Origin of the sequence: Agreia pratensis, assembly GCF_900177685.1 — a bacterium.
Taxonomy (GTDB): Bacteria; Actinomycetota; Actinomycetes; order Actinomycetales; family Microbacteriaceae; genus Agreia; species Agreia pratensis.
Genome location: NZ_FXAY01000001.1, coordinates 862,391 through 885,805, shown reverse-complemented (window position 1 = coordinate 885,805; position 23,415 = coordinate 862,391). Strand labels below are relative to the sequence as shown.

22 protein-coding genes and 2 tRNA genes are annotated in these 23,415 nt (G+C 65.9%); 16 read left to right on the top strand and 8 right to left on the bottom strand.

What is annotated here, in order from left to right:
* Positions 1-36: 36 nt before the first annotated feature.
* Positions 37-1,581: an MFS transporter gene (locus B9Y86_RS04235; RefSeq protein WP_244894625.1), complete on the bottom strand. Its 1,545-nt coding sequence runs from the start codon at positions 1,579-1,581 to the stop codon at positions 37-39.
* 136 nt (positions 1,582-1,717) lie between these two features.
* Here B9Y86_RS04235 and B9Y86_RS04230 point away from each other — a divergent pair, with 136 nt between their 5' ends.
* A complete protein-coding gene (locus B9Y86_RS04230) occupies positions 1,718-2,374 on the top strand; it encodes a TetR/AcrR family transcriptional regulator (RefSeq protein WP_085483198.1) in 657 nt (218 codons plus the stop codon).
* 74 nt (positions 2,375-2,448) lie between these two features.
* Here the strand turns inward: B9Y86_RS04230 and B9Y86_RS04225 are convergent, their stop codons facing one another.
* Positions 2,449-3,492 (bottom strand): LacI family DNA-binding transcriptional regulator, encoded by a 1,044-nt coding sequence (locus B9Y86_RS04225; protein ID WP_085483196.1) that lies wholly within the window; start codon positions 3,490-3,492, stop codon positions 2,449-2,451.
* A gap of 171 nt (positions 3,493-3,663) precedes the next feature.
* Between B9Y86_RS04225 and B9Y86_RS04220 the strand changes: the two genes are divergently transcribed.
* Positions 3,664-4,122 (top strand): VOC family protein, encoded by a 459-nt coding sequence (locus B9Y86_RS04220; protein WP_085483194.1) that lies wholly within the window; start codon positions 3,664-3,666, stop codon positions 4,120-4,122.
* A 64-nt stretch (positions 4,123-4,186) separates the two neighbouring features.
* Positions 4,187-4,570 (top strand): DUF6234 family protein, encoded by a 384-nt coding sequence (locus B9Y86_RS17305; protein ID WP_139824721.1) that lies wholly within the window; start codon positions 4,187-4,189, stop codon positions 4,568-4,570.
* 19 nt (positions 4,571-4,589) lie between these two features.
* Here B9Y86_RS17305 and B9Y86_RS04215 read toward each other — a convergent pair whose 3' ends face one another.
* Together B9Y86_RS04215 and B9Y86_RS04210 are read right to left on the bottom strand one after the other, a co-directional pair.
* Positions 4,590-6,014, bottom strand: a complete 1,425-nt coding sequence (locus tag B9Y86_RS04215) for a glycoside hydrolase family 1 protein (protein ID WP_085483192.1) — start codon at positions 6,012-6,014, stop codon at positions 4,590-4,592.
* A 109-nt stretch (positions 6,015-6,123) separates the two neighbouring features.
* Positions 6,124-7,986, bottom strand: a complete 1,863-nt coding sequence (locus B9Y86_RS04210; protein WP_176223248.1) for an MDR family MFS transporter — start codon at positions 7,984-7,986, stop codon at positions 6,124-6,126.
* 156 nt (positions 7,987-8,142) lie between these two features.
* On the opposite strand from B9Y86_RS04210, the gene B9Y86_RS04205 reads away from it, so the two are divergent.
* The 3 genes from B9Y86_RS04205 (at position 8,143) to B9Y86_RS04195 (ending at position 11,501) form a co-directional block, all read left to right on the top strand.
* The gene (locus B9Y86_RS04205; protein ID WP_176223247.1) at positions 8,143-9,123 is read left to right on the top strand and encodes a M15 family metallopeptidase; all 981 of its coding nucleotides are present in this window, start codon (positions 8,143-8,145) and stop codon (positions 9,121-9,123) included.
* Complete coding sequence (locus tag B9Y86_RS04200; RefSeq protein ID WP_244894624.1) at positions 9,116-10,495, top strand: MFS transporter; 1,380 nt, start codon at positions 9,116-9,118, stop codon at positions 10,493-10,495. Before B9Y86_RS04205 ends, B9Y86_RS04200 begins: the two co-directional genes overlap by 8 nt.
* Positions 10,496-10,577: 82 nt before the next feature.
* Positions 10,578-11,501, top strand: coding sequence for an amidase domain-containing protein (locus tag B9Y86_RS04195; RefSeq protein WP_085483185.1), 924 nt, complete (start codon positions 10,578-10,580; stop codon positions 11,499-11,501).
* A 107-nt stretch (positions 11,502-11,608) separates the two neighbouring features.
* Here B9Y86_RS04195 and pgm read toward each other — a convergent pair whose 3' ends face one another.
* Positions 11,609-13,255, bottom strand: coding sequence for a phosphoglucomutase (alpha-D-glucose-1,6-bisphosphate-dependent) (pgm, locus tag B9Y86_RS04190; protein ID WP_085483183.1), 1,647 nt, complete (start codon positions 13,253-13,255; stop codon positions 11,609-11,611).
* A 168-nt stretch (positions 13,256-13,423) separates the two neighbouring features.
* Between pgm and B9Y86_RS04185 the strand changes: the two genes are divergently transcribed.
* Both B9Y86_RS04185 and B9Y86_RS04180 read left to right on the top strand, forming a co-directional pair.
* Positions 13,424-13,807: a PadR family transcriptional regulator gene (locus tag B9Y86_RS04185; protein ID WP_085483181.1), complete on the top strand. Its 384-nt coding sequence runs from the start codon at positions 13,424-13,426 to the stop codon at positions 13,805-13,807.
* Positions 13,804-14,586 carry a hypothetical protein gene (locus B9Y86_RS04180; RefSeq protein WP_085483179.1) on the top strand — a complete coding sequence of 261 codons (783 nt, stop codon included), beginning with the start codon at positions 13,804-13,806 and terminating at the stop codon, positions 14,584-14,586. The genes B9Y86_RS04185 and B9Y86_RS04180 overlap by 4 nt, the downstream gene beginning before the upstream one ends.
* 19 nt (positions 14,587-14,605) lie before the next feature.
* Here B9Y86_RS04180 and B9Y86_RS04175 read toward each other — a convergent pair whose 3' ends face one another.
* Positions 14,606-15,118 carry a GNAT family N-acetyltransferase gene (locus B9Y86_RS04175; protein ID WP_176223246.1) on the bottom strand — a complete coding sequence of 171 codons (513 nt, stop codon included), beginning with the start codon at positions 15,116-15,118 and terminating at the stop codon, positions 14,606-14,608.
* 186 nt (positions 15,119-15,304) lie between these two features.
* Between B9Y86_RS04175 and B9Y86_RS04170 the strand changes: the two genes are divergently transcribed.
* Both B9Y86_RS04170 and pheA read left to right on the top strand, forming a co-directional pair.
* Positions 15,305-16,177 carry a DUF2510 domain-containing protein gene (locus B9Y86_RS04170; RefSeq protein ID WP_085483792.1) on the top strand — a complete coding sequence of 291 codons (873 nt, stop codon included), beginning with the start codon at positions 15,305-15,307 and terminating at the stop codon, positions 16,175-16,177.
* Positions 16,178-16,203: 26 nt separating this feature from the next.
* Complete coding sequence (gene pheA / locus B9Y86_RS04165; RefSeq protein WP_085483175.1) at positions 16,204-17,166, top strand: prephenate dehydratase; 963 nt, start codon at positions 16,204-16,206, stop codon at positions 17,164-17,166.
* 2 nt (positions 17,167-17,168) lie between these two features.
* On the opposite strand, the gene B9Y86_RS04160 is transcribed toward pheA, so the two are convergent.
* Positions 17,169-18,152: a diacylglycerol/lipid kinase family protein gene (locus tag B9Y86_RS04160; RefSeq protein WP_244894623.1), complete on the bottom strand. Its 984-nt coding sequence runs from the start codon at positions 18,150-18,152 to the stop codon at positions 17,169-17,171.
* Positions 18,153-18,223: 71 nt separating this feature from the next.
* On the opposite strand from B9Y86_RS04160, the gene serS reads away from it, so the two are divergent.
* The 6 genes from serS to B9Y86_RS04130 all read left to right on the top strand — a co-directional run bounded on the left by serS (position 18,224) and on the right by B9Y86_RS04130 (position 22,535).
* Entirely contained in the window at positions 18,224-19,486 is a 1,263-nt protein-coding gene (gene serS, locus B9Y86_RS04155) for a serine--tRNA ligase (RefSeq protein WP_085483170.1), read from the top strand.
* Complete coding sequence (locus B9Y86_RS04150; RefSeq protein ID WP_085483168.1) at positions 19,483-20,286, top strand: HAD family hydrolase; 804 nt, start codon at positions 19,483-19,485, stop codon at positions 20,284-20,286. Before serS ends, B9Y86_RS04150 begins: the two co-directional genes overlap by 4 nt.
* A gap of 67 nt (positions 20,287-20,353) precedes the next feature.
* Positions 20,354-20,441, top strand: a tRNA-Ser gene (locus tag B9Y86_RS04145).
* 53 nt (positions 20,442-20,494) lie between these two features.
* Positions 20,495-21,775 carry an LCP family protein gene (locus tag B9Y86_RS04140; protein ID WP_244894622.1) on the top strand — a complete coding sequence of 427 codons (1,281 nt, stop codon included), beginning with the start codon at positions 20,495-20,497 and terminating at the stop codon, positions 21,773-21,775.
* A gap of 61 nt (positions 21,776-21,836) precedes the next feature.
* A tRNA-Ser gene (locus tag B9Y86_RS04135) sits at positions 21,837-21,925 on the top strand.
* 163 nt (positions 21,926-22,088) lie between these two features.
* Complete coding sequence (locus B9Y86_RS04130) at positions 22,089-22,535, top strand: hypothetical protein (protein WP_139824720.1); 447 nt, start codon at positions 22,089-22,091, stop codon at positions 22,533-22,535.
* Here the strand turns inward: B9Y86_RS04130 and B9Y86_RS04125 are convergent.
* Complete coding sequence (locus tag B9Y86_RS04125) at positions 22,486-23,337, bottom strand: phosphatase PAP2 family protein (RefSeq protein WP_217809158.1); 852 nt, start codon at positions 23,335-23,337, stop codon at positions 22,486-22,488. The two genes, B9Y86_RS04130 and B9Y86_RS04125, sit on opposite strands and share 50 nt — an antisense overlap.
* Positions 23,338-23,415 lie beyond the last annotated feature (78 nt).

Sequence of the window (23,415 nt, the reverse complement as noted above, 5' to 3'; positions counted from 1 at the left end):
GCCGAACGGGCGCGAACGGGGTCGGGCGCGGCGGCCCTAGTGAACGGGCATCGGCACGGCATCGGCCACATTGGATGCGCCGGCTCGGGCGGCTGGTGCGGCAGGGTGAGCGGAGAGCGACAGGCCTTGGCCGCGTCGGCGGAACAGCAGCGCGGAGGCCACCGCTCCGAGTGCGAAGAAGCCTGCGCCCCACCAGTACGCGGTCGCGTAGCTGGCGATAGCGGCGTTGGCTGCGACAGTCGCAGTGACCGGTGCATTCGCGGCGAGGTAATCGGTGGCGGCGGTGGCGGCCAGGGTATTGAGCAGTGCGACGCCGATCGATCCTCCGACCTGCTGGCTCGTGTTGACCATGGCCGACGCGACGCCGGCGAACTCACGGTCGACGCCGAGCGTGGCCGTCTGCATCGACGCCGGCATGATCGTGCCCATTCCGAAGCCCATGACCATCAGGGCGGGCAGCACGTTGGCCGCGTAGCTGCTGTCGAGGTCGAGGCGGGTGAGCAGCATCATGCCGATCATGGCGAGGATCATGCCCGTCGGGACCATGATCTTCGGGCCGAACCGGGGAACGAAGATGTTCGTCGACAACTGCGCAGCGAGCACGAGCATGCCGATCATCGGAAGGAATGCGAGGCCGGTCTGAATGGGCGAGAACATGAGCGACGACTGCAGGTAGTAGGTGACGAACAGGAAGATGCCGAACATGCCGGCTCCCGCGATCAGTACCGAGGCGTAGGCCGCGCCGCGGTTGCGGTCGAGCACGATCTTGAGCGGCAGCAACGGGTGTGCGGCTCTGCGCTGCCACAGTACGAACGCGACGAGCAGGACGGCGGCGCCCGCGAGCATCCCCCAGGTAAGCGGCGAGCCCCAGCCGTCGGTCTCGGCGTTCGCGAATCCGTAGACGAGGCCGAAGAGGCCGCCCGAGATGAGCACGGTGCCAGGGATATCGAGCTTCGGTCGTGGACCGGTGCGCTTGGACTCCGACACGTAGATGGCGGCGCCGATCACACCGATGATCGCGATGAAGACGTTGATATAGAGGTTCCAGCGCCAGTCGAAGCGCTCTGTGAGGAATCCGCCGAGGAGAAGACCGACCGCTCCGCCGGCTCCGGCGATCGCGCCGAAGATGCCGAAGGCGCGGGCGCGTTCCTTGGGGATCGTGAAGGTCGTGGTGAGCACCGCGAGGGCGGTCGGCGCGAGAAGAGCGCCGAAGGCTCCCTGTAGAGCGCGGGCGGCGACCAGCGTGCCGAAGCTTTCTGCAGCACCTCCCAGTGCCGAGGCGACCGCGAAGCCGATGAGTCCGATGATGAACGTGCGCTTGCGGCCGATGAGGTCGGAGAGGCGTCCGCCGAGAAGGAGCAGGCTGCCGAAAGCGAGGGAGTAGGCGGTCAAGACCCACTGGCGGTCGCCGTCACTGAATCCGAGGTCGGTCTGGGCGGCGGGGAGGGCGATGTTGACCACGGTCGAGTCGAGCACGACCATGAGCTGGGCGAGGGCGACGACAGTGAGCGTCAGCCAGCGGCGTTGAGAGACCTTCGCGGCGTCGGCGACGTCCGAGGGCGATGAGGTGATCTGGGTCATGTCGAAGAGCATATACGGAACTTCCAAGTTTCGGATAGCTACAGTTTCGAATCTGTTGAGTTCCGGATCATGATGGTTCCCTAATTGGTAGCATGGAGGCGAAGCGCTTGCCAGACGACAGAAAGAGACGGCCGCAATGACGCAGCTCGACGTTGATCAGAAAGTGGCGGATGGCGCCCCCAAGCTCGGTCGGCGACGCGATCCGGCAAAAGATCAGCAGATTCTCGATGCCGCGATCGAGGTGCTCTCCGAGACGGGCTTCGACGGCATGACCATCGACATGGTCGCGGCTCGAGCAGGAGCGGGCAAGGCGACGGTGTACCGGCGCTGGGCCTCGAAGAACGAGTTGGTGCTCGATGCGGTCGCGTGTCTGAAGAAGGGCGATCTCGATGCGGTGCAGATTCCCGATACGGGAACGCTGCGCGGAGATCTTGTCGGCATGATCCGCCCACCCACAATCGACGACGCCGAGCGCAAGCTCAAGATCATGGCCGGTCTCGCCTCGATGCTGTCGTCCGCTCCCGATCTGGCCGACGCAGCGAACGAGGCCATCGTCGAACCGCGCGCTCGCATCAACCGCATGCTGTTGAAGCGCGCGGTCGAACGCGGTGAGATCGCCGCCGATATAGACATCCAGCTCGTCTCGCTGATCTCACCCTCGATGGTGGCCTACCGCTCGCTCCTTCAGCGCAAGCCGGTGAGCCGCGACTTCCTGATCACCCTCATCGACGGGGTGATCCTCCCCGCAGTGGGGCTGCGCGCAGCACCCGCCGGTTCCGCGCCGGTCGAGTAGCCGCGCGAGGAACGAGCCGGCGTATCGAGACCACCGGTACTGGATCTCGATACGGCCGCGGGCGGCCTACTCGATCAGCGCAGAGGTGCCTTCGACGACTCCCTGACCACGAGGCTCGTCGGCATAATGGTCGCCCGCTCGATCTCCTCCTTGGCGATCAAGCGAACGAGAGCTGCGGCCATGCCGGCGCCGAGCTCCGACGACGGCTGGTGCACGGTCGTGAGAGTCGGGCTGAGCGCCGTGCCGAGGGGGTCATCGTCGAAGCCCGCCACAGCGATGTCCTGAGGTATCGAGAGTCCGCGCTCGCGCAGCACCGGATACGCGCCGGCCGCCATCTGGTCGTTTGCGAAGAAAATGGCGTCGATCGACGGATCGCGATCGAGCAGCCGGCCCATCGCATCCGCACCCGACGCGGGAGAGAAGCCGCCGATCTCGACGAGGTCGTCGGTGAGCCCTGCGGCATCCATGGCTTCGCGCCACCCGCGCAGGCGATCGACGCCGGGCGGCATGTCTTGGGGGCCGGCGACCGTGGCGATGCGGGTGCGGCCGAGCGAGATCAGATGCTCAGTGGCCGAGCGGGCGGCGGCCACGTTGTCGACGTCGACGAAGTAGCTGTCGTCGAGTTCGGGGGTGAGGGGGCGGCCGCCGAAGACGATCGGCAGCTTCTGGCCGAGCCGCGTGTACGAATGGTCGCCCGAGTGGTGCGACACGACCAGCGCGCCGTCGACGTTGCCGCCCAGCAGGTAGCGGCGGGTCTTGTCGCTCGAGGTCTCCGACGCGATGAGCAGATTGAGCGTGTAGTCAGTGTCGTTGAGGTACACGGCCACGCCCTGGATGACAGCGGCGAAGAAGGGATCGCTGAACACGATCGACGTCTGCTCGGGAACGATGAGTGCGATCACATTCGTGCGCCGGCTCGCCAGTGAGCGGGCCGCCCTGTTGGGAACGTAGTTGAGCTTCTCGATCGCCGCGTTCACGACGGCGGTCACCTGCGGGGTCACCGCGGTCGACCCGTTGACGACGCGCGACACGGTGGCCCGCGAGACTCCGGCTTCATGCGCGACCATCTCGAGGGTGGGCGCCTGCGGAACGATCTGCTCGGGGGTGTCGATCGACATTGACAATGCCCTTCTCCTGCGTGGAGACCAGTTTAGGAGCGCGGCTGGCTGCGGACCCGCAGGCCACGACGCTGAGGTGCGGGATATGGCCGCTTCGAATCCCTTCGAAGCGGCCCTTCTCCGCACTTCAGTGGCCTTCCCCGCCTCGGCCGCTCCTCTTACGCTCGGAGAATGACCGAATCGATTCCACCCACCTCTGTTCGCCAGCTCCGACTCGTGGTCGAGGCAGACGACTACGACGCGGCCGTCGCCTTCTACCGCGACGCACTCGGACTCACGGAGCAGGCCGCCTACGAGGGGGAGGGTGACGCGAAGGTGATGATCCTCAACGCGGGGCTCGCGACCCTCGAGATCGCCAACCCCGCACAGAAGCGCATGATCGACCGGGTCGAGGCCGAGGGAAAGCCGAGCGCGCGCATCCGGATCGCCTTCGAGGTCGACGACTCGCCATCCGTGACCAACGATCTCGTCGAAGCGGGGGCAGAGCTGATCGCAGAGCCGCGCGAGACCCCGTGGCGCTCGGTCAACTCGCGTCTCGAGGCGCCGGCCGGCCTGCAGGTCACGATTTTCCAGGAGCTCGACTCGCTCGAGGAGCGCGAAGGCAGCGCCGACTTCGGTACGAGAGGGTAGCCCGCGTCTCAGTCCCCGAAAGTGCCGACGTGCGGCCGTGTGCCTCTCCTGTCAGGGTTGCGCTATGTCATCACCCCGGGTTGGTCGCGGCTGGGCCTTCGGGTTGTGGGCGATAGGCAGCTTGTGCGGCCTTGCGCTGCTCTGGCAGTCCTTCGAGGTCTATTTCAACCTGGGGAGCCAGACCCCCGTCCCGTCGAAGTCGGACATCGCGAGATACGACGTGACGGCGATATTGTGCGTCGGAAGCGTGATCGCAGCCCTGGTGATCTCGATACTTCGCAGGTCGGTGTGGCTCATCGTGTTCAGCAGCATCTTGGTGGTGATGGCCCTGGGCGGTTCGGTCTTATTCGCGGTACCGGCAGGCAGGTGGGTTCCTCCGGAACCGACAGGCGAGCCGCTGTCGCCGTACTACAAGCCGTGTTACAGCGGCAGCGGCGACTGCAACTAACAACCGCCCCGCGCTGCCACTACTCCGCGGGCCGCCCCGCGAAGACGGCAGCGAACGCACGCCCCGAGTCCTTGATCGTGCGTTCTTGCGTGTCGTAGTCGACGCGCACGATACCGAAGCGCTTGTCGTAGCCCCAGGCCCACTCGAAGTTGTCGAGCAGCGACCACACGAAGTAACCCCGCACATCTGCGCCCTCGGCGATGGCCTCAGCGACGGCGGTCACGTGCGCCAGGATGAAGGCCGCCCTTTCGGGGTCGTGCACGGCGCCGTCTGGTGACACCACGTCGTCGTAGGCCGCGCCGTTCTCGGTCATGTACAGCGGCGGCAGGTTCGGGTACTCGTGGCCGAGTCGCACCAGCAGGTGGCGCAGACCATCGGGGTGCACCTCCCAGTCCATGGCGGTGCGGGGCAGGCCACGGCTCGGAAAGGTCAGGAACTCGCTGCCGACGAACGGCGACGACAGCGGCCGCCCGTTCTCCACGAGGTGGGGGTCGATGGCCCCGGCCTCCAGCGGATGTCCACTGACGACGTCGTCGTGATAGTGGTTGATACCGAGAAAGTCGATGGGCGCCGAGATGATCTCGAGGTCGCCGTCGTGCACGATCTCAGACAACTGGATGCCGACGGCCGCCAGATCGTCGGCCACATCGGCGGGGTAGGCCCCGCGCAGCACGGGGTCGAGGAAGATGCGGTTCATCATGCCGTCGAGACGGCGCGCGGCGTCGAGATCGACGGGGTCTGCGGCATCCGCCGGGATGGCGTTGGTCAGGTTGTACGTGACGCCCAGATTCTGAGCACCGAGCTCGCGCAGGCGGTTCACGGTGAGACCGTGCGCGAGGTGATGGTGGTGCACGGCCTGGATCGCGGCGAGAGGCTCGCGGCGGCCGGGAGCGTGCACGCCGGCTCCGTAGCCGAGCAGGGCCGAGCAGAACGGCTCGTTGAACGTGGTCCAGTGCCCGACGCGATCGCCGAGAACCGCGTAGACGCCCTCGGCGTAGTCGCGGAAGCGGAAGGCAGTGTCGCGGTTGGCCCATCCGCCGAGCTCCTCGACCGCCTGAGGGAGGTCCCAGTGGTACAGGGTGAGCCAGGGCAGGATTCCGGCCTCGAGCAGGTCGTCGACCAGGCGCGAATAGAAGTCGAGGCCGGTGCGGTTGAATTCACGGTCGCCCGGCTTGATGCGTGACCAGCTCGTCGAGAACCGATAGGAGTCGAGGCCCAGTTCTTTCATAATCGCCACGTCGCCAGCGAAGCGGTGGTAGTGGTCGACCGCCACCTCGGGGGTGTCGCCGTTGATGATCGCGTTCGGCACGCGAGCGAACGCGTCCCACACCGAGTCTTCCTTGCCGCCCTCGTGGGCCGCTCCTTCGATCTGAGCTGCGGCCGTGGCCGAGCCCCAGATGAAGCCCGGAGGGAAAGACGTGAACGTGGGTGTGTCGAGCGACATAGTGGCGACGGGCTCCTCAATTGCAGCGAGAGAGCGCTCTCTCGGCATTCTCACCACGGTAGGCGACCGCTCCGACAGGTGTCAAACCTGCCGGAGCGGTCGGAGGGCCCTACGGCTTGGGCTTCTGCGCTGGAACGCTGCCGGTCGCTGGTTCGACGAGCGCCCCGAAGGTCTCCGCGGCGCGTGTCGATCCGAGCTGCAGCTGCAGCTCGCCCTCGGAGTCGGCGCGGGCGCCATCGGCTTTCGCGGCGGCCGCAGCCTGGGCGTCGTCATTGGCCTCCTGCAGGGCCGACTTCTGCCGCAGGGGGGTGGCCTTCAGGAACCAGCTGAGGAGGAAGGCGACGAGCACGACGCTGAGACTGATCCAGAATCCCGTGACCATGGCTGTCGAGAAGCCCTCAAGGAAGGGGCGGGCAAGGCGCGGGTCGATGAGGTTCAGGAACGAGGTGTCGCCGTTGAGTGCGCTGCCGAGAGTGTTCGGCTGTCCCGACTGCGCGAGCTGCATCTGCGTCAGAATGTCGACGTTGGCCGGGTTGGCGAGCACCTTCGGGTCTTGACCTGCCGCCGCGATGCCGGCCACGACATCCGGCGTCTTGAACGCGTCTTGGATGGCATCGGGCGCGCGGGAGAACACCACCGAGAAGATGACGGCGGTGCCGAGTGTTCCACCGATCTGGCGGAAGAAGGTCGCGGCGCTCGTGGCCACTCCGATGTCGCGAGGCCCGACCGAGTTCTGGGTGGCGATCGTGAGCGTCTGCATCAACTGGCCGAGGCCGAGACCGAGCATGAGCATTCCGCCCATGATGTAGACGACGCCGCTGGTCGCTGTCGCGAACGTCAGGTAGAAGAAGGCTGCCGACATCAGGAACGTTCCGACGATCGGGAAGACCTTGTACTTGCCCGTTCGAGCGATGATCTGACCCGACACGATCGATGCGATCATCAGACCCACGACCATCGGAATCATCAGCAGGCCGGACTCGGTGGGTGTGGCCCCGTTGACGATCTGCAGGTACAGAGGGATGGTCAGCATGCCGCCGAACATTCCGAAGCCCACAAGGGTTCCGATGATGCTGGCCATCGAGAAGGTCGATGACGAGAACAACGAGAGCGGAATGAGGGCGTTGCTGCCCATGCGGCGCTCGGTGAAGATGAACGCCACGATGCCGACGACGCCGATCACGTAGCAGGCGAACGCGCCCGCCGAACCCCAGCCCCAGTCGCGGCCATTCTCGGCGACGAGCAGCAGGGGTGCGATGCCCATGACGATGAATGCGGCGCCCCACCAGTCGATGCGGGCATCGCGGCGGGTGTGGGGAATGTGCAGGAAGCTGACGACGAGGATCATCGCGATCGCTGCGACCGGCAGGTTGAGCAGGAAGATCCAGCGCCATCCGGTGATGTAGAAGATCTCGGGAGTTCCCGAGATCAGGCCGCCCAGCAGGGGGCCGAGCACACTCGAGACGCCGAAGACGGCGAGAAAGTAGCCCTGATATTTGGCCCGCTCGCGGGGAGCGAGGATGTCGCCCATCACGGTGAGCGCCAAGGACATCAGGCCACCGGCGCCCAGGCCCTGGATGGCGCGGAAGCCGGCGAGCTCGATCATCGACGTGGAGATGCCCGCGAGGAGCGAGCCCAGAATGAAGATCGAGATGGCGATGATGTAGAGCGGACGGCGACCGAAGATGTCACTGAGCTTGCCGTAGATCGGTGTGGCGATCGTCGACACCACCAGGTAGGCCGTGGTGACCCAGGCCTGCTGGTCTTGACCCTTCAGGTCGTCTCCGATGGTGCGCATCGACGTGCCCACGATGGACTGGTCGAGTGCGGCGAGGAACATTCCGGCCATGAGGCCGAAGATGATGAATTGGATCTGTCGCGCCGACAGCTGGCCGCCGGATTCGGCAGCAGCCCGTGCGCGATCAGCGCCGGACTTCTTCGAGCTCCGAGGAGCGCTCGGTGTTGAGGTCATGAGATTCCTGACGGGGAGAGAGGGTAAACGGGGGGAGAAAATCGCACGGCAGAAAAATTGCGCAGAGTGCAAAGTTACACCGAGTGAAACGGCTTCTCAACCGCGCGGCGTTCCAACCTCCACGAAAAGAACAGATCGCGCCCGTATTGTGGAATGGTGACTGACTTGAGACCGCGACGCGAACTGCGTCGCAGCGAACCCTCTCGTCGCCGCGAAACCCATCTTCGTCACGAGTCCTCGCTGCGCCGCGATCCCTCTCAGCGCCGCGAACCCACTCGCCAGTCGAAGGCTCGCGTGTTCACAGCCGGGCTTGCCGCCATCGTGCTCGTGGTCGTCGGCGAAGCGGCTCTGTGGAGCGCGACGGCACAGCGAAACGTGCCCGAGGCATCCGTGACCGCCGATTCGCTGCCGAACCAGGCCTCGGCTCCCGCGCAGATCACCATCCCCGCGCCCATCCAGACAGCGGTGCCGCTCGCCGTTCCCTCGGAACCCGCGCCCGCCGCCTCGACCGGCTTCGACAAATCGGCGCGCTCGATCGACGACCCCACGAGCATCTGGTTCGTCGTCAACAAGACGCGCCCGATTCCCGATGCGGCGAACTACGTGCCGCCCGACCTGGTGCCGCTGCGGTCAGACATTCCGAACCCCAACGGATTCCCGCTGCGGCAAGAGGCGGCCGACGCGCTCGCAACGATGGTCGATGCGGCGAACGCCGAGATCGGTCAGCAGCTCGTGGCCCAGAGCGGGTACCGCTCGTATGGCATCCAGGTCAACGCGTACAACAGATACGTCAATCAGCTCGGAACGGCCGGCGCAGACCTCACGAGCGCGCGCCCGGGTTTCAGCGAACACCAGACCGGCATGGCGATCGACCTTCTGACGTCGGGCAGTGGATGCTCGCTCGACGGCCCGTGCTTCGGCGACACGACCGCGGGTCAGTGGCTGGCGGCCAACGCCTACCGGTTCGGCTTTCTGCTGAGCTATCCGGCAGACAAGACGGCGATCACGGGATACGAGTACGAGCCGTGGCACTTCCGCTACATCGGGGTCGACCTCTCGACCGAGATGCACAATGAGGGCGTCGCGACCCTCGAAGAGTTCTTCGGCCTGCCCGCCGCGCCCGGCTATCTTGACTAGGCCAGAAGCCGCCGCACGCCCCCAGGGCATTCTCGATAAGCCGTATCGCCTGGTGAGCATCGGCGCGTGCGCGCTCATCGTGATCGCCGCCTTCGAGCAGCTGGCCGTCACCACGATCATGCCCGCGATCGCACGCGATCTGGATGGGCTGGCCCTCTACGCCCTGGCCTTCGCAGGCCCGCTGGCGTCGGGCGTGATCGGCATGGTGTTGGCCGGCGACTGGTCAGACAGGCGCGGACCGGTGAAGGCGCTCTACGCATCCGTTGCGCTCTTCGCCCTGGGGCTCGTGATCGCCGGCACCGCTCCGACGATGCCGATCTTCCTCGCGGGGCGCCTGGTGCAGGGTCTCGGCGGCGGAGCGTTGACCGTCGCGCTCTACGTGATCGTCGCGAAGATCTATCCGCCCCGCCTGCAGCCCAAGATCTTCGGAGCCTTCGCGGCGGCATGGGTCGTTCCCGCTCTGGTCGGGCCGTTCATTGCGGGCGTCGTCGGGCAGTATCTGGGATGGCGCTGGGTCTTCCTCGGCGTCGTCGTGCTCGTGCTGCCGGCGATGGCGATGGTGCTGCCGGCCATGCGCAGCATGGCGCCGCACGACCGCCTCGAACCGGATGGCCGAAGCAGCACCGCGCGTGCGCTCTGGGCCGTGCTGCTGGCCATCGCCATCCTGGGTCTGAACATCGCAGCCGATCTGGATGGCGTAGCCCGGTGGGTGCTGGCAACAGGGGGCTTGGCCGTTGCGCTCGTGGCCCTCCGGCCGCTTCTGCCCGCGGCCAGCCTGCGCCTGCGCCGTGGGCTGCCGAGCGTGATCGCGATGCGCGGCCTGCTCGCCGGGGCGTTCATGAGCGCCGAGGTGTACCTGCCCTATGTGCTCACCGAGCGTTTCGGACTCACAGCGGCGCTCGCCGGGCTCGCCCTGAGTTTCTCGGGCGTCGCGTGGGGCTCGTCGTCGCTGGCTCAGGGGCGACTCGGAGATCGGGTGTCGCATCGCACCGCCATCCGCATCGGAATTCTCGGGGCGACCGCAGCGATCGGCGTGGTGCTGCTCGTGACCGCGCTCGAGCTGCCCGCCTGGGTGATCATCGGGGGCTGGTTCCTCGGGGGCGCGGGTATGGGCTTCGCCTATCCGCGCATCACGGTGCTGACGTTCGACTACTCGACGCCCGCCGAGCAGGGCTTCAATTCATCGGCGCTCGCCATCGCCGACTCCGGCGGATCCGCCATCGCACTCGCGCTGGGTGCGGTCGCATTCTCCGTGGCGGGCGCGCCGGGAAGCCAGCCGTCTTTTGTGGCGACCTTCGCCTTCTCGCTGGTGGCCGGCATCCTGGCCCTGATCGTGAGCGCGCGGGTGTCGCAGCGCCCGCGGCGGGCCTGACGAGCGCGACACGCGGTCTCTCTCGACGTCACCCTTAAGGGGGCGCTCAGAAAGCTGTGCTGGGATGGGATGAATCCCGGTCATGCGCTCGTCTTTAAGGTCGGTGCGCCCGAAGAACTCTCTGGAGGAGATCATCACTCGCCGCACGCGTACGACCCGCTCGGTTCTCGCATCCCTGTTCGTGGCAGCCTTCGCGCTGACCGGATGTACGGCTGTAGATAAAGCCCACACCGAGGGGTCTGGGCAGGGAGGCAAGACCGACGCGACGCGCATCGACACGATGTCTCCGGCATCCGGCTCTCTTCTCGGTGGCGAAACGATCACGTTGACCGGCGAGGGCCTCGACCATGTATCGAGTGTGATCTTCGGCGGTGCAGCGGCTACGTCGATCACCGCCGTGGCCGACAATCAGCTGCAGGTCGTGGCACCGGCGGCGGTCGACTACGCGGCGGGCGCGGTGAGCGTGACCGTCTCGAGCGACGAGGGCGAGGTCATCGCGAGTGCGGCCGACTATGACTATCAGGTCGTCACGGGCGTCGACGCGCAGATGCAGTACGCGTTCGCCCACTGGCAGGACTATAACTCCGAGGTCTGGGGTGTATTCCCCGACAACGACTGCGGCAACTTCGTGAACCAGACCCTGATCGCGCGCGGGTGGCAGCAGACCGACGAGTGGTACAGCGACTGGAACACCACCGGCGACTTCAGCGACAGCTGGGCGCGCGGTCCTGCAATGGACGCGTGGTTCGCCTCGCAGACCGACAGGGCTACGCGGCTCTCGCTCGATCAGCGGGCGCAGGTGAAGGTCGGCGACGTCGTCATGTTCGACTGGGATCCCGAGAACGAGAACGGCGTCGACCACACGATGCTGGTGTCGAAGGTCGATGCTGCCACGGGTGCGATCAGCATGGTGGGGCACACCATCGATGCCCAGTACCGCGACCTCGACCAGGCGATCACTATCGAGAACCCGGGCGCCACAGCCTGGTTCTACAGCATCGCGTAGGGTCTCGATACGGCCGCGGGCGGCCTACTCGACCAGCGCCTAGGACTGCGCTGGTCGAGTAGGCGCGTGACGAAGGAGCCGGCGTATCGAGGCCACCCGAGGGTGCGCTACTCGGCGAGGGCCTCGTCGACGATCGCCTTGGCCTCTTTCTGCACCTGGCGCAGGTGCTCTTCGCCCAAGAAGCTCTCGGCGTAGATCTTGTACACGTCTTCGGTGCCGCTGGGGCGCGCCGCGAACCACGCATTCTCGGTCACGACCTTCACCCCGCCGATCGCTGCTCCATTGCCGGGCGCGTGGCTGAGCTTCGCGATGATCGTCTCGCCTGCGACCTCGGTCGCGGTGATCGCGTCGCCGTCGAGCTTTGCGAGCCGAGCCTTCTGCGCTTTCGTGGCCGCGGCATCCACTCGCTCGTAGGCGGGCGAGCCGAACTTCTCGGTGAGCTCCGAGTACAGCTGGCTGGGCGTCTTGCCGGTGACCGCGAGGATCTCGGCCGCGAGCAGGCACAGGATGATGCCGTCTTTATCGGTCGTCCACACGGTGCCGTCGAAACGCAAGAAGCTCGCGCCCGCGCTCTCTTCCCCACCGAAGGCGACGGTTCCGTCGACCAGCCCCGGCACGAACCACTTGAAGCCCACCGGAACCTCGAGCAGTGTGCGACCGAGCTCGGTCGCGACCCGGTCGATCATGCTCGACGAAACGAGGGTCTTGCCGATCGCGGCGTCGGGCTTCCAGTCGGCGCGATTGGCGTAAAGATACTGGATGGCGACGGCCAGGTAGTGGTTGGGGTTCATGAGGCCGCCATCCGGGGTCACGATGCCGTGCCGGTCGGCGTCGGCGTCGTTGCCCGTGAGGAGGTCGTAGTCGTGCTGGTGGGCGAGCACGGATGCCATGGCGCTGGGCGACGACGGATCCATGCGGATCTTGCCGTCCCAGTCGAGAGTCATGAAGCCCCACTGCGGGTCGACGAGCGGGTTCACGACCGTGAGGTCGATTCCATAGCGCTCGCGGATGGCCTGCCAGTAGTAGACGCTGGCGCCGCCCAGCGGATCGGCGCCGATGCGGATGCCCGACTTCTTGATGGCCTCCATGTCGATGATGGTGCCGAGATCGTTCACGTAGTTGTTCATGAAGTCGTAGGTCTCGACCGCGCTGGGCTCGGCGCGCTTCACGCCGCGTAGGCCGTCGGCGAGCAGCTCGTTGGCGCGGTTCGCGATCCAGCCGGTGGCGTCGCTGTCTGCGGGGCCTCCGTGGGGCGGGTTGTACTTGAAGCCGCCATCCGCGGGCGGGTTGTGGCTGGGCGTGACGACGATGCCGTCGGCCTGCCCCTCGAATCCTTCGGCCGTTCCCTGAGCCTGTCGAAGGGCCAGGTTGTACGCGATGATCGCGTGGCTCACGGCGGGGGTCGGGGTGAAGCTGTCGAACTCGTCGACGAGCACACGCACCTCGTTGCCCACGAGCACCTCGAGGGCCGTCGTCTGCGCGGGGCGGCTGAGCGCGTGGGTGTCGATACCGATGAAGAGCGGGCCGGTGATGCCCTGGCCCGCGCGGTACTCGACGATGGCCTGCGTGGTCGCGGCGATGTGGTCTTCGTTGAAGGCCGTGTTCAGCGACGAGCCGCGGTGTCCGCTCGTGCCGAAGACCACTTTCTGGTCAGCGATCGTGACATCGGGCTTCAGTTCGTAATAGGCGCGAACGAGCGCCTCGACATCGACCAGGTCTTCGGGGAGGGCAACGGTGCCGGCGCGGTTTTCCATGCCTCCCAGTCTGGCACTCCGACACCGCTCAGAGGAGGTGCCGCTCGTATTCAGGAGAAACGCACCCACCGCGCGCGAAAACCTCGTTTTTCGGTCCGTTCTTCCTGCGGGCGAGCGCTTCGCAGCCGACTGGTTGACTTCGAGAAGGTACCTTCCTATTCTTTTGATATGCCGAGACGCAAAGAAGGATCGATACTTCCGATGGAGATGTCGCTGCTCCATGCCGTCATTGATCTCTGTGCTCAGAGCTCTGATGCGTACGGGTACTCGATCGCCCGAAGTATCAGTGCCGAAAGGCCGGCGCAGGCGTTGATTTCGCATGGCACTCTGTACAAAGCTCTGGGGCGACTCACTGAAAGAGGGCTGCTCGAATCGCGCTGGGAAGACGCCGAGCAGGCCGAGGCAGAGGGGCGGCCCCGCCGTCGCCTGTACTCGATCACCGCGGCAGGAATCGAGACGGTGAAGAGCGCGTCGAGATCGGATGCATCGACTGCCTCGTCGAAGAGCGCGACGGCGGTTCCCGTGTTCCCAAGCATCCCGGTGCTTCCATGAGCGAGCGACGCTCCACCATCGCCCACCACCTGACGGTCGCCCTCATCTTGCGATGGGTGGCTTTCTACACACGAAAGCTCCCAGAAGATGTCGCGGGGCAGCGCCGCGATGAGATCGCTTCCGATCTCTACGAGCAGAGCGCAGACGTCGGGCCCGGCTCAGCCGCTCGCCGCCTGCTCGCGCTGAGCCTGGCCTGGCGGGCCATTCGTGGGATCGCCGCCGACCTGGCTTGGCGCACCACTCGCATCCGAGACGTTCGACGGGAACAAGGCGCACTGTCGGCCGACACTCGACGCCCGCGTTCGTCTGCGACGGCTGTAGTTCTGACGCTGGCGACGACGCTCGCGATCGTGGGTGTCTTCACGACGATCCGAGTGCTGCTGAACCCCGACGCGCGGAGCTCGGAAGAGTTGCAGCTGCTGCTGCTCGTTGCACCGATGGCCATGCTCACCGGGCTCGCTCTCTTCTTCCGGGCAAGTACCAGACCGGCCGCGCTCATGGTCATGGCGGCAGCGAGCATTCCGCTGACGTGGGCGGTCGGCATTTCTTTCTGGAGCCTCAGCGCAACGCTCGGCTACGCGTCGACGAACGTCCTCGTGCTGATGAATCTCAGTGTCGACAAAATCGGATACATCGCCGTTGTGCCCGGCGCTGCGACTGCCGTTTTCTTCTTCTCCATGGCACTGCGCGGGCTGTCTGCTGGAGCACGTCGCCGCTCGGACGCAGGAGGAACGCACCCACCACGCGCGAAAACCCCGTTTTCGACCCGTTCGTCCTGAATACGAGCGCGGTGCAGGGCTACTCGGCAGTGGGCGACAGCGTTTTCGCGAGGTGGTGATCGGCGTAGGGCGACGTCGAGAAAGGGTCGACCTTCTCATAGCCGAGCCGCTGGTAGAGCTGGTGCGCCTCGACGAGATCGTCGCGAACCGTCAGCCGCAGAGTGTGCACGCCGCGGCGAGCGCTGATCGATTCGAGTTCACTGATCAGGATGCGACCCGCGCCTCGACCCCGGGAGGTCACGTCGACGAAGATTCGGGTGAGTTCGCCGACGCCCGGCTCGATGAAGCGCACGCCTCCGCACCCTACGACGCGTGCGTCATCCTGGACCAGGAGCAGAAATCCGCCTTCGCCGCGAAGGTCGTCACTGGGTTCGTCGAGCATGGCCTGCTCGACCTCGGCATCCGTGGCCGGCCGGCCCCAGTAGCGGCCCACGATGTCGATGTAGAAGCGCCTCACGGCCGCTCGTCCCTCGTCAGAACGAGGGTCGACGACCACTGTCGTAAGCGGCGCGCCGCTGCTGTTGGCTGTCACCTGGCACCCTTCCCTCGCGTTCCGACTGAATCGCATTTCGCGTCCACGTCACTCTACAAAGCCACGCTCAACCGCTTCACGTCGGCTCTCCTCGACACGCGATTGCGTGCTGCTACCGTGGCCAAGAGCGGTCTCGGAGAAGAAGCCTCGAGCGTCCGTCGAAAGAACATCGGAGAGGGAACCCACATGACAATGGCTCCCGGATGGTACGACGCCGGAACACCAGGGCGAGTGCGGTGGTGGGATGGCGTGCAGTGGACGGCTCATGAGGCCGACGCGAATCCTCAGAACTCTGCGGCCGTGGACCAGCCCTCGTCGCTCACCGCTCCGGCGCCGGGCTGGTACGAGACGGTAGCCGGATTTCCGCGATGGTGGGACGGCTCACATTGGACGGGCTTGCGCATCAAACGCGGCGTCCCCGGCGCCGACTGGAACACGACAGAGCAGCCGGTGATGGCATGGGTGCTCGGCTGCTTCTTCCTCATGCTGGCACTCGCGCAGTTCGGACTCGGCCTACTCGCTGGCGGCATCTTCGCGACTGGGACGATCACGTTCTGCCTGGCGGTGCTCTGGTTCGTGATGGCCATACAGACCACCGCGGTGCGCCGAATCCCGGTACCTCGTTCGGCAGCCGTTGCGATCGATGCGGTTCGTCCGCTCCCAGGCGAGCAGGAGGGTGCCGACGCCGGCTGGTACACCGTGGCGCCGAATGTCACTCGATGGTGGACCGGTGCCCGGTGGTCGCAGTACATCGGCACGCGTTATGGACCCCGTCCGACATTCACCGGAGCCCGGATGCTGCGCATCCTCGCATGGATGGGATGGATCTTCGTCGGTCTCGGCGGAGTTGCGCTCGTCGTGGGCGCTGTCGTGCTCGTCGGAGGAATAGGCGCAAACGATTTCGGGCTGATGGCGATCATCGGTGGTGTCATCCTCTTCGGAGGCGTTCCGTTCGGAGCGCTGGGCGCGGCTGTCCTTCTGCTGTCACGGCTGCAGCGCCGCACGCTGCTTCTTCCGGAGCATGCGCCACAGCGCACCGTGGGCGCGCCCCGGCAATAGAGGCCGCGTCGAATAGGCTCTGAGCCATGTCCGACGCACCGCAGAACGAAGCCGCCACCGAGAGCTATAGCTACCTGGGCCCCCGGGGCACGTTCACCGAGGCGGCTCTCGCGCAGGTTCCGGATGCCCGTGGCAAGATCTGGCGCAGCGTCAACAACGTGGGTGAGGCTCTCGACGACGTCGTCGCCGGGCGCAGTGTCGCGGCGATGATCGCGATCGAGAACTCGATCGAGGGCGGCGTGAACGCCACGCAGGATGCTCTGGCGAAGATCCCGAATCTGCGCATCGTGGGCGAGTACCTCGTGAAGGTGCAGTTCGTTCTGGTGGCCAAGCCGGGAACGACGCTGGCCGATGTGAAGGTCGTGAACGCGCATCCGGTGGCCTATACGCAGTGCCACCACTGGCTCGATGCCAACCTGCCGAGCCACGGGCACATCCCGGCCACGTCGAACGTCGCCGCTGCGGCCTCGCTGTTCGATAACGACCTGGCCGACGCAGCCGTCGCGCCTCCCGGAATCGTCGATCACTACGACCTCGACGTTCTCGCAGAGAACATCGGTGACAACGACAACGCGGTCACCCGCTTCGTGCTGGTGAGCAAGACCACCGCGATTCCTCCGCGCACCGGAGCCGACAAGACGAGCCTGATCGTCGAACTGCCCGACGATCGCGCCGGAGCCCTGCTCGAACTGCTGGAGCAGTTCTCGACCCGCGGCGTGAACATGAGCCTGCTCGAGTCGCGGCCCATCGGCGACGCCCTCGGTCGCTATCGCTTCGTGATCGACGCAGACGGGCACATCCTCGACGAGCGCGTGGCCGATTCGCTGCTGGGCGTGCGCCGCTTCAGCCCGAAGGTGATCTTCTTGGGTTCGTACCCCCGAGCCGACAAGGCGCCCATCGAGTACATCCCGCGCTACGACGACGACGTGTTCATCGAGGCCCGTGACTGGCTGCGCGGAGTGATCTCGGGCGAGCCGGACGCCTCGTAGGGCTACGCAGGCACCTTCACGCGGAGGGCACCCGGCTCGACCCAGCTGTGCACGGCGGTGACCTCGCCGAACTCGTCGCCGTCGAGCTGGAACTCCTCGGGCTCGGCGACGACCAGCTTGAGGTCCTTGCCCGTGCGATAGGTCACCGAGCGAACGTCGCGTGACAGATCGATGATCTTGCGCCCGGCTGCCGACTTGCGCAGCACCCCGTTCTCCCACGCGATCTTGTTCCACACCTTCAGCCAGCCGAACGGGCCCTCGGGACGCAACGCCATGATGTCGAGCACGCCGTCGTCGAGCTTGGCATCCGGAATGAGGAGCACGCCGCCGGGGAGCACGCCGCAGTTGCCCACCATCACGGTGTGCGCCGACGTGGACTTCCAGGGCGCCCCGTCGATCGAGAAGCGGAACTTCACCGGGCGCAGCTCGGGCAGCGAGCGGCCGACGCCGTCGACGTAGGCCAGCCATCCGACGGCCTTTTTGAGCCTTGAGTTGGTGTTCGCGATCATCTTCGCGTCGAGCCCGAGACCTGCCATGACGAGAAAGACGTGTTCCTGCACGTCTCCGTCGGCTCGGGTGATCGCGGCGAGGCCCAGGTCGATGACCCGATCTTTACCGGTGAAGATGATGCCGAGCGCCCTCTCGGTGTGAGGAACGCCCATGTCGAGATTGCGGGCCAAGAGGTTGCCCGTGCCGCTCGGGAGGAGGCCGAGGGCGGCGCCGGTGTTGCGCAGTCCCTCTGCGACGGCTCTGACCGTGCCGTCGCCGCCCGCCGCGATCACGACGGTCGCGCCCTGTTCTACAGCTTGCCGGGCGAGGTTCTGGCCGGCCTCGTCGATCGTGGTCTCGAACCAGAGGGTCTTCTCGAAACCGGCCGACGTGGCAGCCCGGTTGATCTCGACGCGCAACTTGGTGACATCCACTTTGATCGGGTTGTACACGACAGCGGCCCGTTGGGGCTCTGCGGGTTCTTCGATTGTGGCCACGAGTGTAAAGCTACCGCGTTGTTCACCCGCGGCCATCCGGGCGCGCGCGCCGCAAAAGGTAGGCTTGAGCGGTGATCGATCCCGTACTCCTGCGCGAAAATCCCGATGTCCTCCGCCAATCGCAGGCGGCGAGGGGCGACTCCGTCGACCTGGTCGACGCGGCTCTGTCAGCGGATGCCGCCCGCCGGGCCGCCATCGGCGAGTACGAGAACCTGCGCGCGAGCCAGAATGCCTTCGGCAAGAAGGTCGCGCAGGCCGCCAAAGAAGAGAAGAAGGCTCTCGTCGCCGAGGCCCAGTCGCTGGCCGCCGAGGTCAAGGCCGCGAGCCAGCGGGCGTCGGATGCCGAGGCCGAGTTCACGACGATCGTTCGGCAGATCGCCAACCCGATCATCGACGGCGTGCCCGCCGGCGGCGAGGACGACTTCGTGACCCTCCGCGAGGTCGGAGAGCGTCCGTCGTTCGACTTCGAGCCGAAAGACCACGTCGAGCTCGGCGAGACCCTGGGCATCTTCGACCTGGCGCGGGGCGCCAAGGTCTCGGGTGCGCGCTTCTACTACCTCACCGGAATCGGTGCCCGACTCGAACTCGCCCTGATGACGCTGGCGCTCGACCGTGCCGAGAAGAACGACTTCGTGCCGCTGATCGTTCCGACGCTCGTGCGCCCCGAGATCATGGCCGGCACCGGGTTCCTCGGAGAGCACTCCGACGAGATCTACTACCTTCCCGCCGACGACCTCTACCTCACCGGCACGAGCGAGGTGGCGCTCGCGGGCTTCCACTCCGACGAGATTCTCGACCTCGAGGGCGGCTCGAAGCGCTACGCCGGATGGTCGACCTGCTACCGCCGCGAGGCCGGCTCGGGCGGAAAAGACACCCGCGGCATCCTGCGCGTGCACCAGTTCAACAAGCTCGAGATGTTCAGCTACGTGCTGCCCGAGAATGCCGAGAACGAGCACCTCGCCCTGGTGTCGTTCCAGGAGCAGATGATGCAGGATCTGGGTCTCAGCTACCGCGTGATCGACACGGCCGCGGGCGACCTCGGCTCGTCGGCCGCACGCAAGTACGACATCGAGGCGTGGATTCCCACGCAGGATGCGTACCGCGAGCTCACGTCGACCTCGAACTGCACGACCTTCCAGGCTCGTCGCCTCGAGACCCGCTACCGCACCGAGAGCGGCAAGACCGCTCCCGTCGCCACATTGAACGGCACTCTGGCGACCACTCGTTGGATCGTCGCTATTCTCGAGACGCATCAGCAGGCCGACGGATCGGTGATCGTGCCCGAGGTGCTTCGCCCGTACCTCAACGGAGTCGAGAGAATCGAGCCGAAGTGACCGACGATCGCTGGTTGCTCGCCCTCGACATCGACGGCACGATCATCCACGAAGACGGCACTCTGACCGACGCGGTCCGCGACGAGGTCGCTCGGGTCTCGGCGCTCGGGCACGAGATCATGCTGGCGACCGGGCGTTCGGTGGCGTCGACGCTGCCCATGCTCGACCAGCTGTCGATCACGCCGGAGTACGTCGTGTGCTCGAACGGTGCCATCACGCTCAAGCGCGACGAGACGGCACCCGTCGGATACCGCCGCGAGTTCGTCGAGACCTTCGACCCCGGGCCCGTGCTCACGCAGATCAGGGCTCATCTCGCCGAGGCGAGTTTCGCCGTCGAAGACGAGGAGGGCAACTTCTGCTACTACGGCACGTTCCCCGTGACCGCCGCCGACGTCGGTAGCCGAGCGGTGCCGTTCGAGCAGCTGCTCACTATCGAGGCGACCCGGGTCGTCGTGATCTCGCCCGACCACGATATGGAAGACTTCCTCTCTCTCGTCGAGCGCATGGGCCTGCACAAGGTGAGCTACGCCATCGGCTGGACGGCCTGGCTCGACATCGCTCCGGACGGCGTGAACAAGGCCACGGGCCTCGAGCGCGTGCGCGAGCTTCTGGATGTTCCGCGCGAGCGGATCTTCGCGATCGGCGACGGTCGCAACGACGTCGACATGCTCACCTGGGCCGGCGAACACGGCCGCGGAGTCGCGATGGGCCAGGCGCCCGACGACGTGCTGGCCGTTGCCAGCGAGGTGACGGCATCCGTGCACGAAGACGGCCTGGCCGTCGCTCTTCGCACGTTCTGACCACTGCCTGACCCACCGACGGATGCGGTTCGGTTAGAATCGTGGCTTGTCTGGTTCTACCGGGCAAGGAGGGCTGTCCGAGCGGCCGATGGAGCCAGTCTTGAAAACTGGTGGGCAGAAATGTCTCTAGGGTTCGAATCCCTAGCCCTCCGCCATTCCACCCCGATGACCATGGTCTACCCCGAGACCGTGTGCATGAAAGGACCGAGTGAGAGCAGATTCTTCGCGTCGCGGCGCGCGCTCGCCTCGACCGACCGCGATTCGCCATGGACGTCAGCGCACGTCGAACGTCGTCTCCTCTTTCTTCAGAGTCGTGGGCCTGATGATGGCCGTTTTTCTCGTCAGCGGGGTATCGATCGCCGCGATCGCCACGTGGGATGTGCGCAAGGACCTCACCGTCGTCGCCCTCGAGGGTGACAAGACCGACCTGCCGCCGCCGAACATCGCGGCGATCGATGGGGGAGTAAATCTGCTGCTCGTCGGCAGCGACAGCCGCGCGGGTCAAGGCGAGGCGTACGGCGACGAGACGTCGAACCTGAACGACGTCACGATGCTCCTGCACATCTCGCAGGATCACTCCAGCGCGTCGGTCATCAGCTTCCCGCGCGACCTCGTCGTGTCGATCCCCGAATGCCCCGATGGCGAGGGCGGCACGAGCGATGCGATGTCGGCGCAGCCGATCAATGTCACCCTGCTCTACGGCGGCCTGCCCTGCACCGTGCTCACGGTCGAGAAGCTCACCGGGCTCGAGATTCCCTTCGCCGCCGAGATTCAGTTCAACGGCGTGATCGAGATGTCCAACGCGGTCGGCGGTGTGCCCGTGTGCGTGGCGTCTCCCATCGACGACGAGTGGACGAACACCCATCTGACAGCGGGCACGCACCAGCTGCAGGGCATGGATGCGCTGCAGTTCTTGAGAACCAGACACGGCGTCGGCGACGGCAGCGACCTGGGTCGCATCAGCTCGCAACAGGTCTTCTTGTCGTCGCTCGTGCGCACGATCAAGAGCTCGGACACGCTGACCGATGTCACCAAGCTCTATGGCCTGGCCAAGGCGGCCGCCAGCAACATGCAGGTCTCCACGAGTCTGAGCTCGCCCGACACCATGGTGTCGATCGCGGTCGCTCTCAAAGACATTCCGCTCGACAAGATCGGGTTCTACGCGTATCCAGGGTCGACCGGCGGCTCCGGTGTGTACGCCGGCAAGGTGCAGCCGAACGCCGCAGATGCCGAAGCGATGTTCGCCGCGATCCGAGCCGATCAGCCGATCGTCGCCGAAGCCGGCAACACCGGCCTGGGCGCCGAGGTCGACCCGAATGCGCTGCCCCCGGCATCCGGCACGACGGCCGACCCGGGCGCCGGCGAATCGGATGCGGCAGCAGCCCTGACCCAGGCTGGTCAGGCCGGCTCGGCTGCGACCGTGCTGCCGAAGAGCATCACGGGCCAATCGGCCGCGGAGTACACCTGCAGCAAGGGCTTCGACGACTGATCGAGAGGCCGAAAGTAGAGATTCGGCCGACGTCGGCTATGATTGCTGAGGCGCAAGCCAAGGAGACGTCGCATAGTCCGGCCTAGTGCACCACCCTGCTAAGGTGGAGTGGGGGAAACCCCACCGAGGGTTCAAATCCCTCCGTCTCCGCACCACAGTTCGAACTCGGTCCAAACGAAAGTTTGGGCCGTTTTTGTTTGACCTACGGCAGTGCCCGCAAGGTGGCGCAACCGCTGCCGAGCGGGGCGTCAGCACAGACCTGGAACGTGCAGTTAGATAATCGTGATGACGTTCTCGACAAACACTGAGGCCGATGACAATGCGCGGCTTGATCCTCGCCCTCACAGTGTTCGGTACTGTGCTCTTCACCGCGGCCATGCTGGCCATCCAGGCATCGGTCTACATCGCCAACCTGCCTGACTCCGAGGCCGGCGTCCGGTGGATCATCATTCTCATCATGGTTCCGTCGGTGATTACCGGCATCATCTCTGGGTTGACCGCGGGTCTCGGCGCGTACATCGGCAAGCGCGGCTCGGCAACGACCACCGGGATGCCGGCCGAACGCACGAGGATCAGCTTCGGCGCCGGGGTGGGTGGCGCGCTGGGCAGCTCGCTGTTGTTGGTCTACCTGAGCTGGTTCTACCAGAACGGCCCTGGACCATGGATCGGAGTGCTGGGGTTCATCGTCGTCTTCGGCGCCTACGCGGGCTTCACGGCCGTCTGGAATGCCCGTCGATCGCGAGTTCGCTCGAGCCGGTGATCTCGAGCCGATGCCAGGTTGCCCAGTAGACGAGCGCCGCAGCCGTCGAGAAGGCACCCGCCAACACCTGCGTGGCCAGGAATGCATTGTGGTCGCCCGACCCGGAGGCGAGCTCTTGATCGATCGACACCCACGCGAGAAGCGTTCCGAGCGCCAGCGAGACGAGCCCCAGGATCGTCGCCAAAGCGACGTAGACGACGCGTCCGCCGTATCGACGTTGTTCCGAGACATGCACGAGCCCTCGTCGGTGCAGCCAATACGCCGCGACGCTGCCGAGGATCAACGCCATGAGATCGGCGCCGACGGTGTCTGACAGTCGATGCCAGTGCGCGGTGACGGTGTACTGCCCGATGCTCGTCGCCCACGTCATGACGATGAACATCGCCCAGCCACGCCACCGGTAGGGCACGACGAGAAACACCGCCACCATCGTGGTCATGGCAATGGCCGTGTGCCCGCTCGGAAAGCTGTTCTGAATGAGATCGACAGGTGCTGCAAAGAGTTCCGGGCGAGGCAGGACCCAACGCTTCAGCACTTCGGCGCCCCCGGCACCGCCGAGAACAACGGCGAGGGCGACGATTGTTGTCAGTATCTGACGCCTGAGTAAGCCGATCACCGCGATGCCGGCGAGGGCAACGGCCAGAGACCAGATCTGAATCGCCGCCAGGGCATCCAGAGCCTGGGCTTGTTCGTCGGGCGACGCCCGCCCGGAACCCGTGAGAGCAGCGTTCTCCCATCGTTGACCCCAGGGCGTGAGCACGGCAATGACGTAGACGAGGATCAGCAGTGCCGCTGCGACCACGGCGGTGACGATCCATCGACGGCTCGGGTGAGCGGCTTCGACGGATTTAGAGCGTGCATCAGCCGAAGGTGGAGCCGC

What these genes read in the sequence shown, in the direction of transcription:
- B9Y86_RS04235 (WP_244894625.1), bottom strand. Translation starts at nt 1,581, where the DNA reads ATGACCCAGATCACCTCATCGCCCTCGGACGTCGCCGACGCCGCGAAG.
- B9Y86_RS04230 (WP_085483198.1), top strand. Translation starts at nt 1,718, where the DNA reads ATGACGCAGCTCGACGTTGATCAGAAAGTGGCGGATGGCGCCCCCAAG.
- B9Y86_RS04225 (WP_085483196.1), bottom strand. Translation starts at nt 3,492, where the DNA reads ATGTCGATCGACACCCCCGAGCAGATCGTTCCGCAGGCGCCCACCCTC.
- B9Y86_RS04220 (WP_085483194.1), top strand. Translation starts at nt 3,664, where the DNA reads ATGACCGAATCGATTCCACCCACCTCTGTTCGCCAGCTCCGACTCGTG.
- B9Y86_RS17305 (WP_139824721.1), top strand. Translation starts at nt 4,187, where the DNA reads ATGTCATCACCCCGGGTTGGTCGCGGCTGGGCCTTCGGGTTGTGGGCG.
- B9Y86_RS04215 (WP_085483192.1), bottom strand. Translation starts at nt 6,014, where the DNA reads ATGTCGCTCGACACACCCACGTTCACGTCTTTCCCTCCGGGCTTCATC.
- B9Y86_RS04210 (WP_176223248.1), bottom strand. Translation starts at nt 7,986, where the DNA reads ATGACCTCAACACCGAGCGCTCCTCGGAGCTCGAAGAAGTCCGGCGCT.
- B9Y86_RS04195 (WP_085483185.1), top strand. Translation starts at nt 10,578, where the DNA reads ATGCGCTCGTCTTTAAGGTCGGTGCGCCCGAAGAACTCTCTGGAGGAG.
- pgm (WP_085483183.1), bottom strand. Translation starts at nt 13,255, where the DNA reads ATGGAAAACCGCGCCGGCACCGTTGCCCTCCCCGAAGACCTGGTCGAT.
- B9Y86_RS04185 (WP_085483181.1), top strand. Translation starts at nt 13,424, where the DNA reads ATGCCGAGACGCAAAGAAGGATCGATACTTCCGATGGAGATGTCGCTG.
- B9Y86_RS04180 (WP_085483179.1), top strand. Translation starts at nt 13,804, where the DNA reads ATGAGCGAGCGACGCTCCACCATCGCCCACCACCTGACGGTCGCCCTC.
- B9Y86_RS04170 (WP_085483792.1), top strand. Translation starts at nt 15,305, where the DNA reads ATGACAATGGCTCCCGGATGGTACGACGCCGGAACACCAGGGCGAGTG.
- pheA (WP_085483175.1), top strand. Translation starts at nt 16,204, where the DNA reads ATGTCCGACGCACCGCAGAACGAAGCCGCCACCGAGAGCTATAGCTAC.
- B9Y86_RS04130 (WP_139824720.1), top strand. Translation starts at nt 22,089, where the DNA reads ATGACAATGCGCGGCTTGATCCTCGCCCTCACAGTGTTCGGTACTGTG.